Here is a 13,633-nt window from a genome sequence, read left to right on the forward strand (position 1 = left end):
CGCCCGTGTCCGCCTCCGCACTCGCCCGCGTGCTGCGGGCCTACGTCCGCTACGCCCCCGGAACGTTGGGCAAGGCCCGGCTCGTCGGCCACTTCCTCGACGAGCACCTGCGAATCCACCCCGCCCACACCGCCGTCAGGCTGCGGTCCGGCGACAAGATCGGCGTCACCACCAACGACGTCATCCAGCGCTACCAGTACCTCTTCGGCGAGTGGGAGCCGAACCTGAGCGCCTTCCTCCGCGACCGGCTCCGCCCCGGAGACACCTTCATCGACGTCGGCGCCCACCGAGGCGCCTTCAGCCTCCTTGCCTCCCACGCAGTCGGCCCCCACGGGCACGTCATCGCCGTGGAACCCTCCCCGCAGTTCCACGACGACCTGACCGCCGCGATCACTGCCAATCGACGCACCAACATCCAGTCGATCCGATCGGCAGTCTCCGACACTCACGGCCGACAGACCCTGTACCTGGAGGACCCCACCAACCTCGGCCACACCACCGCCGTGCGGCCCCGCCATGCCCACATGACCTTCGACGTACAGACCGCGCCGCTGGCCGACCTCATCAGCAGCACCCAGTTCGCTACCACTCGGATCATCAAGATCGACGTCGAAGGCGCCGAAGCAGCAGCTGTCCGCGGACTCCTACCGGCGCTCACCCACTTGCCGGACGACGCGGAACTTGTCGTGGAGGTCACCCCTCGGCTTTTGGCCAAGCAGGGCGAGAGCGCCACCGGAATCATCGACGTCCTGAGCGAGAACGGCTTCCATGCGTACACACTCACCAATGACTACGACCCGACCACCTATCCCAGGACCATGCGGCACCCGCAGCCGCCCGTTCGATGCACCACGGTCCCCGAGGAGATGACCGACCTGGTGTTCTCGCGCACCGATGCGGGCCACCTCGCGTCTGGGCGTTGAAGGCGTCCGCGCTCCAAGAGGGAGCCCGCATCCCCGGACGTCCGCACGACCCCGAAGAACCCGAAGCACGTCGACAAGGAGCGGACCCGGTGAGCAGCAAGAGTGTGATGAACAGTCGCAATGCGGTCTGCGTGATCGTCCACGACAAGAACACCAACGCGGTCGCATCCCTGCTCTATGGAGCCCGTAGCTGGTCCCCGCAACCGGTCTGGACCCTTCCCGGCGGCAAGGCCGAACCCGGCGAACCCCTCGACGAAGCCGCCGCCCGCGAACTCAAGGAGGAGACGGGCCTTCTCGTCGACCCGGCCAACCTTTCACTCGTCCACGTCGTTCACGTCGAGCAGGGCGGGGACCGGTCTGGGCAGTTCGTGCTCTTCGCCTTCGCCACCGACACATGGACTGGTGAACTGACCAACGCCGAACCGGACAAACACCTCGCAGTCCAGTGGCTCGCGGCCGAGCGCCTCCCCGAGCCAGCGTTTCCGACAACCGCACAAGCCCTGGCTGCGTACAGGGATGGTGGCCCTTCCTTCTCCCGCTACGGATGGTCGGCCACCATCACGAACTGAATCGTCTCGCTGTTCTGGGCGCACCGGCGGCCGCGCGGCACCGCGCCTGATCAGTGGGGACTCGCCTACGTCGAGCCGCGACCAGGAACGCGCTCGACGTAGGCTCACCGGCATGAGCCTGCGCCTGAGCACCGTGATCCTTCCTGTCGACCGCTGGCACGAGGGAGGCCACGCCAAGTGGCAGCGCGCCGAGGAACTCGGCTTCCACGCCGCGTACACCTACGACCACCTCTCCTGGCGCAGCTTCCGCGACGGCCCGTGGTTCGGCGCCCTTCCCACCCTCACCGCTGCCGCCACTGCTACGGACCGCTTGCGCCTGGGCACCTTGGTTACGTCGCCAAACTTCAGGCACCCAGTAACGCTCGCCAAGGAACTGATCTCGCTCGACGACATCTCCGGCGGGCGGGTCACCCTCGGCATCGGCGCCGGCGGCAATGGCTTCGACGCCACCGCGCTCGGCCAGGAGGCGTGGACACCGAAGGAGAGAGCAGACCGGTTCGGCGAGTTCGTGCCACTGCTCGACCGCCTGCTCACCGAGGGCGCGGTCTCACAGAAGGGCGACTTCTACACGGCCGAGGAGGCCCGCAACCTCCCTGGCTGCGTACAGCGGCCCCGACTGCCGTTCGCGGTGGCTGCGACCGGCCCACGCGGCCTGAAGCTCGCAGCGAAGTACGGGCAGGCGTGGGTGACGACCGGTGACCCGAAGCTGTACGAGGAGGGGACCCCGGAGCAGTCGGTGGAGGCGCTGCGGGGACAAATCGAAAGGCTCGGCAAGGCGTGCGCCGAGGCCGACCGGGACGTGGCCGACCTCGACAAAATCCTGCTCCACGGCTTCACCCCCGACCGGAACAGGCCGCTGGAATCCGTAGACGCCTTCATCGACTTCGCCGGCCGCCACCAGGAGCTCGGCTTCACCGAGATCGTGATCCACTGGCCGATTTCCGACTCCGACTTCGCCGCCGATCAGGCCGTCTTCGAGCGAATTACAACGGATGGGCTGGCTCAACTCGGTTGACCGCAAGCCACGACTCAAGGCTGTCCCGCAACTCTGGAGACCGTTTACCAATGTCCGGTTCGACACGCCTGGCCTGAATCCCGTTGAGGTCGCGAGTCGCGATAGAACCGGACAAGTCGATCTGGCTGTGGCGGCCTACCGGCCTTTGCCTCAAGTTACGGGACAACGCTTAGCTACAGCAGAGCCACCGGGCGGATGGCGCAATATACGGTCATGCTCGACGGGGTGATTGATGAGGTGAGAGACATCTCGACCAAGCCGCCAGCGACGTCCTTTTCAGCCTCACACTTCGTGAGCGGGCTTGTCCACGTAGAGCCACTCCAACAAGACCCACCTGGCCACCAGAATTACGAGAAACCAGCTCATGCGTGCATAGCGAACCCAGAGGCGCCAGCGAAGATTTCAGCTTCGCCGCGCGAACGGAACAGATGTCACGATCGGCATGACACCCTCGCCCGGGTTCCACGCGAAGGATCGCGGTTTCCTGTTTTCGATCCAGGCATTGAAAGCCAGAATATAGGTGGCGATCTGCCCTTTAGCGATATCGCGAGTGGCATGGATCTTTACTCGACCAGCATCACTGGCAGCCTTAGCGGCAATGCTTTCGATCGCCCTCTTTTTCATTGCTTCGCGCAAGTTCAATCGAGGATCGTTTCCGGGTAGCATCGCACCCGTAATGAGACCCTCCTCCCAGCTTCCCCATTGCGCATCAGAGAGATCCGTGCGTTCACGCCTAGTGATGTGAGCGCTAGCGGCGGCAGCAGAGGGTGTGATTTGAATCGCCTTCCAGAGGCGAAGGCCGAAGTTCGTGGCCTCCTCAATGCCGGGCATCTCCTTGACCAACGCTAGGTGCTCCTCGTTGGTCATGCTACTACTGGAGGAAGAAAAACTGTTCGCATCGTAGGCGGCAACCAGCTTGATCGTAGCGGCAAGCGTGGCGGTGTTTTTATGGCCGGCGATACTTAGAGAATTTGCGGCACTTCGATGGTAGTTGACATCCAAGACCGCGAAACATTCTGCTGGAACGTCGTAGAAAACCGGAAGCCAGATCGGAATATCACCGGCCGCAATAGCCATGAGGCGGTGCTGCCCATCGATCAAATTATCGTCAGGGTCAAACGCAATTCCCTGATGCGTGAGCTTCCAGCGTCCCTCATCAATCGCTTTTCGCCACTGCTTCACTTTCGCAGTGGAGATAGGGCGATTGTGCTTAACGTTGCGCTTCAACCATTCCCTTGCCAATTGGGGCGTAACAAGGGTGAGTGTCATCTTGATCTCGGCTGGCGGCGTCAAGCCACTGCCCAGCGAGAGCTGTCGACTGGTCATACGAGGGATAGTACACGGCCAGGCGGGTGATAGATGTCGAGCTGGCACCTAAATACATAGAACACGTTGTCGATTGTTTTAATTTTTCGATCAACCGATCGATTTAATGAGTCGCCGCTGGCGCTGGTCTCATTCACTTGCCCGCCGCAGCACCAATCGAGGCGAGGTCAACGCGATGGCAGCTTTTGTTCCGGTTGGCGGTCATGGGTAGCAGTCGATACACCGCCTTAAAAATAAGCAAGGAACCTGGTCCGCCAGGGGAGAGCGCGGCGCAGAATCGATGTCAGCGCTCGGGCTTAACGAGCCATGTTGTGACGCCCCGGGAGATTGGGGATGCGTAACGAGAGGTGCTACAGCCTGTCGGCGCGGCAGGCATGACAATCCGAATGACCGGCGCTTACCTCCGAACCGATCGAGTCCATCATCATCCCGCGATGCGCGAACGAGGCTTGACTGAGGTGACGAGCGTGCCGAGCCGGAGCCGGTCGGTGGACGCCGCGGCCGCCGTGAGCGTCGGCAGCGCCCCGAACCACGGGCTGTCGCGGAAGGCACGCCAGGACAGGTGGTCGTAGGTGTATGCGGCGTGGAAGCCCAGCTCCTCGGCACGCCGCCAGCGCTCGCGTCCGCCCTGGTGCCAGCGGTGGATCGGCAGAATCACAGTGCTCAGTCGCATCGGGCGACCCTACGAGAGGACAGAGAGGCGCCGCATCGCGTGTGCCGGGCGGACGGCCCACAGGACGACGCGGACATATGCCGGAGGAATGTTCGGAGGTCAGGGGCACGTGCTCTCAAATGTGCGACCCTCCGCACGCACGTGCGCTTCCATGCGCGAGAATGTACGGGTGACCACCGTTATCGAGCAGTCCGCTCCCGTCGCTCCCCGGCTGATCGCCACGGATCTGGACGGCACTCTTCTGCGCGACGACAAGACCGTCTCGGACCGCACGGTCCGGGCGCTCGCGGCCGCCGAGGAAGCGGGGGTCGAGGTCTTCTTCGTCACCGGCCGCCCCGCCCGCTGGATGGATGTCGTCAGCGACCACGTCCACGGACACGGTCTGGCGATCTGCGCCAACGGCGCGGCGGTCGCCGATCTGCATGCCGGCGGACGGCTGCTGAAGGTCCGGGGCCTGGAGCGCGAGACGGCACTCGACGTCGTCCACACGCTGCGCGCCGCCGCGCCCGGCACGTCCTTCGCGGTCGAGCTGGCCACCGGCATCCACTACGAGCCCGCCTACCCGCCCTTCTACCTCGACCCGGGCGCCACCGTGGCCGTCGCGGAGAAGCTGTTGCACGAGGAGGCCCCGGGCGACGGCGTGCCCGTGCTGAAGCTGCTCGCCCGCCACGGCGAGCTGGATCCGGACGAGTTCCTGGCGCTGGCCCGGGCGGCCGCCGGGGAGCGCGCCACCTTCACCCGGTCCAGCCCCACCGCGCTCATCGAGATCAGCGGGCCGGGCGTCTCCAAGGCCAGCACCCTGGAACTGTGCTGCGCCGAGCGCGGCATCGCGGCCGCCGAGGTCGTCGCCTTCGGGGACATGCCCAACGACGTGGAGATGCTGAGCTGGGCCGGCAGCTCGTACGCCATGGGCAACGCACATCCGGCCGCCCTGGCCGCCGCGTCCGGGCGTACGGCCACCAACAACGAGGACGGCGTGGCCGTGGTCATCGAGCGCATCCTCGCCGCACGCGCGGGAAGCCTCGCGGGGCGCTGAGCCGGGCGGGGACCTGAGGCCGGGGCCCACAGGTCCCGGTCCGACCCTCACAGCGGTGCCTGCCACACCACCGTCGTACCGCCGCCGTCCTCCCCGATCCCCCGCTCGAACCAGCTGGCCCCGCCCAGCGACTCCGCCCGACGGGCCAGATTCCGCAGTCCACTGCGGCGCCCGCCCTCCGGCATGCCCACCCCGTCGTCGGCGACCGACAGCCGCACCGCGTCCCGCCCGTCGTCCAGCGTGACGGTCGCGTCCACGACCACCTCGATACGGGCCGCGCCGGCGTGCCGGAAGGCGTTGGACAGCGCCTCCCGCAGCGCCGCGATCAGGTTCTTCGCCGTCAGCTCGCCGACCAGTGAGTCGACCGCACCGAGGAAGTGGTGGGACGGCTTGAAGCCCAGGGGCACGGACGCCATGTTGATCTCACGCAGGACCCGGGTGCGCAGCCCGGACGGTGCCTCCGCCGGCTCCTGCTGGAGCGCGAAGATCGCGGTCCGGATCTCCTGGATGGTCACGTCCAGCTCGTCCACCGCGCGGCCGACCCCGGTCTGCACCTCCGGTACGTCCGACCGCCGCTGCGCGCTCTCCAGCATCATCCCGGTCGCGAACAGCCGCTGGATGACCAGATCGTGCAAGTCACGGGCGATCCGGTCGCGGTCCTCGTAGACCGCGAGGCGTTCCCGGTCGCGCTGGGCGTCGGCCATCATCAGGGCCAGCGCGGCCTGCGAGGCGAACTGGGTGGCCAGCGTCCGTTCGGTCTCCGTGAAGGGCCGGTCACCCCTGGCCCGGGGCATGGCCAGCGCGCCCAGCACCCGGCCCCCACTGTGCAGGGGCAGCAGCATGCTCGGACCGAACGGATCCGCCAGCCTGGTGATCAAGCGGGTGTCGGTGGCCGAGTCGTCCACGAAGACCGCCTCGCCGCTCAGCAGCATGCCCACCACCGGGCTCTGAGCGGGAACGATCACCCCGAGCGAGTCGGTCGGATCGTCCGCCGAGACAGCGACGATCTCCAGGCCGCCGCCCTCGGCCGGCAGCAGCACGATGCCGGCTGCGGCCCCCGCGAGACGGCGGGCCTGCTCCGCGACGACCGCGAGGGCGTCGTCGGCGTCGCTACCGGAGAGCAGGGCGGTCGTCACGGCGACCGAGCCGTCGATCCACCGCTCGCGCTGCCGGGCCGCCTCGTACAGCCGGGCGTTGCCGATGGCGATCCCGGCCTCCGTCGCCAGTACGCGCACCAGGTGCAGGTCGTAGCCGCTGAACTCGCCTCCGCCGTCCTTCTCGGCGAGATACAAATTGCCAAAGATCTCGCCCTGGACCCTGATCGGAACGCCGAGAAACGTGCGCATCAGCGGATGACCGGGCGGAAAACCGGCGAACCTCGGATCGCTGGTCAGATCCGCGAGGCGCAGCGGGCGGGGGTCGTGGATGAGGGCGCCGAGCAGGCCCTGGTGCCCGTCGGGCAGTCGGCCGATCTCGTGCGCCACCGGGTCGGGCACCCCATAGGTGACGAAGTCGGAGAGCCCCTCGCCCTCCTCGTTCACGACCCCGATCGCGGCGTAGCGGGCGTGGGCCAGCTCCGCCGCCGTCTCGCAGATCCGGTCGAGCGTGGAATGCAGTTCGAGGCCGGTGCCCACGGAGCGCATGGCTTCCAGCAGCCGCGGCACCTGGGCGGTGAGCTCGGTGGACAGGCCCTGCAGGCTCCTGGCCGGATCCTCCTCAGACATACTGCGAGCCTAATTAGTCGCATTCGCCCTGGAAAGTCGGAAGCGGGTTCGCGCCGCTTCCGGAAGCGTGCCCGCGCTCTCCCGGTAGCGGCCGGGCAGGACCTACGAGCGGGCCCCCGCAGTCGCTCCCGGCTGCCCGGTGCTCTCCCGTTCCCGCGCCAGCATCCGGCGCAGCGGGCCGTCCACCGAGGCAAGTACGTCGTACGGGCCCCGCTGCACGATCGAGCCCGCCTCCAGAACCACCACCTCGTCCACGGCGTCGAGACCGGCGAGCCGGTGCGTGATCAGGACCGTCGCACGTCCCAGGGTCGCCGCCAACAGGTCCGCCGTCAGGGCGTCCGCCGTGGGCAGGTCCAGGTGCTCGGCGGGCTCGTCCAGCACGAGGACGGGGAAGTCGGCGAGCAGGGCCCGGGCCAGGGCGAGCCGCTGACGCTGTCCTCCGGAGAGGCGGGCGCCGTGCTCCCCGACGAGGGTGTCCAGCCCGTCCGGCAGCGCGTCCGCCCAGTCGAGCAGGCGGGCCCGCGCCAGGGCGTCGCGCAGTTCGGGCTCGGCCGCGGCGGGACGGGCGAGCCGCAGGTTCTCCCGGAGCGAGCTGTCGAAGATGTGGGCGTCCTGGGCGCACAGCCCGACGAACCTCCGCACGGTGTCCCCGTCCAGCGCCGAGGCGTCCACGCCGCCGATCCGGTAGCTGCCCGCCCGCGCGTCCAGGAAGCGCAGCAGCACCTGGGCCAGCGTGGTCTTCCCGGAACCGGAGGGCCCCACGACGGCGATCCGGCGCCCCGCCTCCAGTGTGAGGTCGACGGAGGCGAGCGCGTCGTGGGCCGTGTCCGCGTACCGGGCCGACAGCCCGCGCAGCTCCAGCGGGAACGGGCTCACCGGCGTCGCGGCCGGTGCTTCGGGCTCCCGTACGGGCACGGGGGCGTCCAGCACCTCGTACACGCGCTCCGCGCTCCGCCTGACCCGCTGCCGGTACTGGGCGGCGAGCGGCAGACCGGTGACGGCCTCGAAGGCGGCCAGCGGAGTGAGGACGACGACGGCGAGTTCCACACCGGCGAGCCGGCCGTCCGCCACCGCCGGAAGGGCGACCGAGGCGGCGGCCACCCCGGTAAGGCCGGCGATCAGAGCGGTGAGGCCGCCCCCGAGCGCGGTCGCGGTCGCCGCACGCGAGGTGATCCGGGTGAGGACGGCGTCGGCCGCGCGCGTGCGGGCCACCCGCCCCGGCAGGGCACCCGCCACGGTCAGCTCGGCCGTCCCGCCCAGCAGATCGGTGATCCGGGTGGCCAGACCGGCCCGGGCGGGGGCCAGGCGGCGCTCCGCACGGCGCGCGCAGGCACCGCTGACGAACGGAACCCCGACGCCCGCCAGCAGCAGCCCCACGGCCAGGACCAGGCCCGCCTGGGGGAGCAGCCAGCCGGTGAAGCCGACGGTCGCGGCGCCCACGAGGACGGCGGTGCCGACGGGCAGCAGCCACCGCAGCCAGTAGTCCTGGAGCGCGTCCACGTCCGCGACCAGCCGCGAGAGCAGATCCCCGCGCCGGGCGCCGCGCAGGCCGCCCGGCGCGATGCGCTCCAGGCTGCGGTACACGGCGACGCGCAGTTCGGCGAGCATGCGCAGGACCGCGTCGTGGGAGACGAGGCGCTCGGCGTAGCGGAAGACCGCCCGCCCGATGCCGAAGGCACGGGTAGCCGTCACCGCGACCATCAGATAGAGGACGGGCGGCTGCTCGGACGCCCGGGAGATCAGCCAGCCGGAGACCGCCATGAGCCCCACGGCGGACCCCAGAGCGAGGCTTCCCAGCAGCAGGGCGAGCCCGAACCGGGCACGTTGGGCGCCTGCGGCGTCCCGGACCCGGGTCAGCACGTGCCTGCGCGCTGTCGTGGTCTCCTCGGGCACTTCGGCCGCGGGCGCCGGCTCGGCCGGCAGGATGTCGCTGGGCGCGCTCACGGAGCTGGGCGCGCCCACGGGGCCGGGCAGCGCAACAGGCGTTTCCTGGGCAAGGGCAGCCGGGGCCGTCAGCGTCACCACCCGGTCCGCGACCGACAGCAGCGCCGGCCGGTGCACGACCAACAGCACAGTCCGGCCCGCCGCCAGCCTCCGTACGGCCTCGACGATCCCCGCCTCCGTCTCGCCGTCCAGGCTCGCGGTCGGCTCGTCCAGCAGGAGTACCGGCCGGTCGGCGAGGAAGGCCCGGGCCAGCGCGATCCGCTGCCGCTGGCCCGCGGAGAGCCCGGCGCCGTCCTCACCGAGCGCCGTGCGGTCGCCGTCCGGAAGCCCTCGTACGAACTCGTACGCCCCCGCGTCGCGCAGCGCCGCCGTCACCGCGCTGTCGTCGGCGGCGGGCCGGGCGAGCCTCACGTTCTCCGCGATCGTGCCCGCGAAGAGATGGGGGCGCTGCGGCACCCAGGCGATGCGCTCCCGCCAGCGTTCGAGGGAGACGTCCGCCAGATCGGTGCCACCGACCCGTACCCGGCCCTCGTCGGGTGCCGTGAAGCCCAGCACCACGTTCAGCAGGGTGGACTTGCCGACACCGCTCGGGCCGACCAGGGCGACCGTCTCCCCCTCCTCGACGGTCAGCCAGGCAGCGGCGAGCGAAGGCTCGGACCGCCCCTCGTGGCGTACCGTCACTCCCTCCAACTCCAGCCGCAGCGACTCGGGCACCTCCCTCGTACCACTCGCGCGGGGCTCCGTCTCCAGCACCGCGAAGACCTCCTCCGCAGCCGAAAGGCCCTCGGCGGCCGCATGGAACTGCGCCCCCACCTGCCGGATGGGCAGATATGCCTCAGGCGCGAGGATCAGGACCAGCAGGCCGGTGTAGAGGTCGAGTTCACCGTGTACGAGTCGCATGCCGATGGTGACCGCGACGAGGGCCACCGAGAGGGTGGCGAGGAGTTCGAGGGCAAAGGACGACAGGAAGGCGATCCGCAGGGTGCGCAGGGTGGCCTGCCGGTACTGCGCAGTGATCCTGCGGATGGATTCGGCCTGGGCCTTCGCCCGGCCGAACACCTTCAGCGTCGGCAGTCCGGCCACCACGTCGAGGAAGTGACCGGAGAGCCGGGAGAGCAGCCGCCACTGACGGTCCATGCGCGACTGGGTCGCCCAGCCGATCAGGATCATGAAGAGCGGGATGAGCGGCAGCGTGACCACGATGATCGCCGCCGACACCCAGTCCTCGGTGACGACCCTGGCCAGCACGGCCGCCGGCACGACCACCGCGAGCCCCAACTGGGGCAGATAGCGGGCGAAGTAGTCGTCCAGGGCGTCGATCCCCCGGGTGGCCAGCGTCACCAGCGAGCCGGTGCGTTGCCCGCTCAGCCAGTCCGGCCCCAGCTCCGCAGCGCGGTCGAGCAGCCGTCGGCGCAGCTCGGACTTGACCGCCGCCCCGGCCCGGTGGGCGGCCAGCTCGGTGAGCCAGGCGACCAGGGCACGCCCGAGCGCGACCGCCGCGAGCAGCAAAAGCGGGGTACGAAGCCCGCCCCCCGTAAGCCCGACCTCGAAGCCGCCCACCACGATCTCGGCGATGAGCATGGCCTGGGCGATGACCAGCGCCGCCCCGGCCAGGCCGAGAACCACCACAGCCACCATGAACAGGCGTGTGGCGCGGGCGTGGCGGAGCAGGCGCGGGTCGATCGGTTTCACGTGAAACATCCCTTGCGGCTCGGCTCGGTCAGGGAACTCACTGCGTCAGTGCGCTTCTGCGATGTGCTGGGTGCCGATCCGCTTGCGGAACACCCAGTACGTCCACCCCTGGTAGAGCAGTACGACCGGGGTGGCGATCCCGGCACACCAGGTCATGATCTTCAGCGTGTACGGGCTGGACGAGGCGTTGGTGACCGTGAGGCTCCAGGCATCGTTCAGCGAGGACGGCATGACGTTCGGGAAGAGCGTCAGGAAGAACATCGCGACCGTCGCCGCGATGGCCACGCCGGAGAGCGCGAAGGACCACCCCTCACGGCCGGCCGCGGTCATCGCGATGGCACCGACCAGCGCCGCCGCGGCAACGGCCATCGCGATCAGGCTCCGCCCGTCCCCGTTGTCGAGCTGGGTCCAGATGAGGAAGGCGAGCGCGAGCACCACCGTGACGGCGCCCAGCTTCAGGGCCAGCCCACGCGCCCGGGCCCGGATGTCACCGGCCGTCTTCAGCCCGGCGAACACCGCGCCGTGGAAGGTGAAGAGGGTGAGGGTGACCAGGCCGCCGAGGAGCGCGTAGGGGTTGAGCAGGTCCAGAACGCTGCCCGTGTACTCCATGTGCGCGTCGATCTTCACGCCGCGCACGATGTTGCCGAAGACCACACCCCACAGCACGGCGGGGATCAGCGAGGTCCAGAAGATCGCGTGCTCCCAGTTGGTCTGCCACTTCTCCTCGGGCCGCTTCGCCCGGTACTCGAAGGCGACACCCCGCACGATCAGGCAGAGCAGGATGACCAGCAGCGGCAGGTAGAAGCCGGAGAACAGCGTGGCGTACCACTCGGGGAACGCGGCGAAGGTCGCTCCGCCGGCGCTGAGCAGCCAGACCTCGTTGCCGTCCCAGACCGGGCCGATGGTGTTGATCAGCACCCGCCGTTCCTTGCGGTCCCGGGCCAGCAGCTTGGTGAGGACGCCGATCCCGAAGTCGAAGCCCTCCAGGAAGAAGTAGCCGGTCCACAGGACGGCGATGAGCACGAACCAGACGTCGTGGAGTTCCATATCTCGGCTCCCGCTCTCAGTAGGAGAAGGCCATGGGCCGGTCGGCGTCTTCGTGGTCGCCGCCGATCCGGGTGGGCGGGTTGAGGTCGTCGTCCGTGAGCTCCGGCGGTCCGGCCTTGATGTACTTCAGGAGGAGCCGGACCTCGATGACGGCGAGCACCGCGTAAAGCACGGTGAAGACGATCAGCGAGGTCAGCACCTCGCCCTGGGAGACACCGGGGGAGACCGCGTCACGGGTCCGGAGCACGCCGTAGACCACCCAGGGCTGCCGGCCCGTCTCGGTGAAGATCCAGCCCCAGGAGTTGGCGATCAGCGGGAAGAGCAGGGTCCACAGGGCGACGATCCAGTAGTACCGGGTGAGGCGCGGGCTCAGGGCCTTCGTCTTGAAGAGGACGAGATGCGGCACCTCGTCCTCACCGGTGCGCATCGCCTCGGGCAGCATGAACTTCTTCCGGGTGAGCCACAGGCCGAGGATGCCGAGGCCAAACGAGGCCATGCCGAAGCCGATCATCCACCGGAAGCTCCAGAAGGCGACGGGGATGTTGGGCCGGTAGTCACCGGGACCGAAGCGTTCCTGCTCCGCCTTGTTGATGTCGTTGATGCCCGGCACGTACGAGTGGAAGTCGTCGTCGGCGAGGAAGGACAGCACCCCGGGGACCGAGATCTCGACGGAGTTGTGGCCCTTGCTGACATCCCCGTAGGCGAAGATCGAGAAGGGCGCGCCGTTCTGTCCGTCCCACAGCGCCTCGGCCGCCGCCATCTTCATCGGCTGCTGCTTGAACATCACCTTGCCGAGCTGGTCACCGCTGACGGCGGTCAGGAGGCCGGAGATCACCACGGTGATCAGGCCCAGCCGCAGTGAGGTCCGCATCACCGGAATGTGCTTCTTGCGGGCCAGGTGGAAGGCCGCGATGCCGACCATGAACGCGCCACCGACCAGGAAGGCGGCCGTGATGGTGTGGAAGAACTGGGTCAGCGCGGTGTTCTGCGTGAGCACGTGCCAGAAGTCGGTGAGCTCGGCGCGTCCGCGTTCCTTGTTGATGCGGTAGCCGACCGGGTGCTGCATCCAGGAGTTGGCCGCCAGGATGAAGTAGGCGGAGAGGATGGTGCCCAGGGACACCATCCAGATGCAGGCGAGGTGGATCTTCTTCGGCAGCTTGTCCCAGCCGAAGATCCACAGGCCGATGAAAGTGGACTCGAAGAAGAACGCGATCAGGGCCTCGAACGCGAGCGGAGCCCCGAAGATGTCACCGACGAACCGCGAGTAGTCGGACCAGTTCATCCCGAACTGGAACTCCTGGACGATGCCGGTGACGACACCCATGGCGATGTTGATCAGGAAGAGCTTTCCCCAGAACTTGGTGGCCCTGAGGTACTTCTCCTTGTTGGTCCGCACCCAGGCGGTCTGCAGGCCGGCGGTGAGCGCCGCGAGAGAGATCGTCAGAGGAACGAAGAGGAAGTGGTAGACGGTCGTCGTACCGAACTGCCATCGCGCCAGGGTCTCCGGCGCCAGAGCTAGCTCCACGTCGTCTTCTCCTTACGTCACCGCCGCCACAGCGGCGATTTGTCCGTGAAATCCAACGGATCACGGGAGGAAGCAGGACACGCTTGTGAACGCGTTCACATTCACAAGCAATTATGGCGCACATGCTTTCGGGATCTTCGCCCGGGGTCCCCTGTCATC

Annotated in this window: 9 protein-coding genes and 1 pseudogene; 4 read left to right on the forward strand and 6 right to left on the reverse strand. The window is 68.5% G+C overall.

The annotated features are described in order from the left end of the window. Positions 1 to 5: 5 nt before the first annotated feature. From OG867_RS15550 to OG867_RS15560, 3 genes are all read left to right on the forward strand, one after another. Entirely contained in the window at positions 6 to 923 is a 918-nt protein-coding gene (locus OG867_RS15550; protein WP_406285926.1) for an FkbM family methyltransferase, read from the forward strand. Between the two features lie 89 nt (positions 924 to 1,012). Further along, on the forward strand, positions 1,013 to 1,492 hold the full coding sequence (locus OG867_RS15555) for an NUDIX domain-containing protein (RefSeq protein ID WP_406285928.1): 480 nt from the start codon (positions 1,013 to 1,015) through the stop codon (positions 1,490 to 1,492). A 112-nt stretch (positions 1,493 to 1,604) separates the two neighbouring features. After that, positions 1,605 to 2,507 carry an LLM class flavin-dependent oxidoreductase gene (locus OG867_RS15560; RefSeq protein ID WP_406285930.1) on the forward strand — a complete coding sequence of 301 codons (903 nt, stop codon included), beginning with the start codon at positions 1,605 to 1,607 and terminating at the stop codon, positions 2,505 to 2,507. A gap of 402 nt (positions 2,508 to 2,909) precedes the next feature. On the opposite strand, the gene OG867_RS15565 is transcribed toward OG867_RS15560, so the two are convergent. Beyond that, entirely contained in the window at positions 2,910 to 3,833 is a 924-nt protein-coding gene (locus OG867_RS15565; protein ID WP_406285932.1) for a hypothetical protein, read from the reverse strand. 454 nt (positions 3,834 to 4,287) lie between these two features. After that, positions 4,288 to 4,506, reverse strand: a pseudogene (locus tag OG867_RS15570) (LLM class flavin-dependent oxidoreductase); the annotation flags it as partial. A 151-nt stretch (positions 4,507 to 4,657) separates the two neighbouring features. Between OG867_RS15570 and OG867_RS15575 the strand changes: the two are divergent. Continuing rightward, complete coding sequence (locus OG867_RS15575) at positions 4,658 to 5,542, forward strand: Cof-type HAD-IIB family hydrolase (protein WP_406285934.1); 885 nt, start codon at positions 4,658 to 4,660, stop codon at positions 5,540 to 5,542. 47 nt (positions 5,543 to 5,589) lie between these two features. Here OG867_RS15575 and OG867_RS15580 read toward each other — a convergent pair whose 3' ends face one another. The 4 genes from OG867_RS15580 to OG867_RS15595 form a co-directional block, all read right to left on the reverse strand. Further along, positions 5,590 to 7,266: a GAF domain-containing protein gene (locus OG867_RS15580; protein WP_328901207.1), complete on the reverse strand. Its 1,677-nt coding sequence runs from the start codon at positions 7,264 to 7,266 to the stop codon at positions 5,590 to 5,592. 102 nt (positions 7,267 to 7,368) lie between these two features. Next, positions 7,369 to 10,902: a thiol reductant ABC exporter subunit CydD gene (gene cydD, locus OG867_RS15585; protein WP_406285937.1), complete on the reverse strand. Its 3,534-nt coding sequence runs from the start codon at positions 10,900 to 10,902 to the stop codon at positions 7,369 to 7,371. Positions 10,903 to 10,947: 45 nt separating this feature from the next. Continuing rightward, a complete protein-coding gene (cydB, locus tag OG867_RS15590) occupies positions 10,948 to 11,949 on the reverse strand; it encodes a cytochrome d ubiquinol oxidase subunit II (protein WP_406285939.1) in 1,002 nt (333 codons plus the stop codon). A 16-nt stretch (positions 11,950 to 11,965) separates the two neighbouring features. Beyond that, positions 11,966 to 13,474 carry a cytochrome ubiquinol oxidase subunit I gene (locus tag OG867_RS15595; RefSeq protein WP_406285941.1) on the reverse strand — a complete coding sequence of 503 codons (1,509 nt, stop codon included), beginning with the start codon at positions 13,472 to 13,474 and terminating at the stop codon, positions 11,966 to 11,968. Positions 13,475 to 13,633 lie beyond the last annotated feature (159 nt).

The organism is Streptomyces sp. NBC_00209, from assembly GCF_045206345.1.
Lineage (GTDB): Bacteria > Actinomycetota > Actinomycetes > Streptomycetales > Streptomycetaceae > Streptomyces.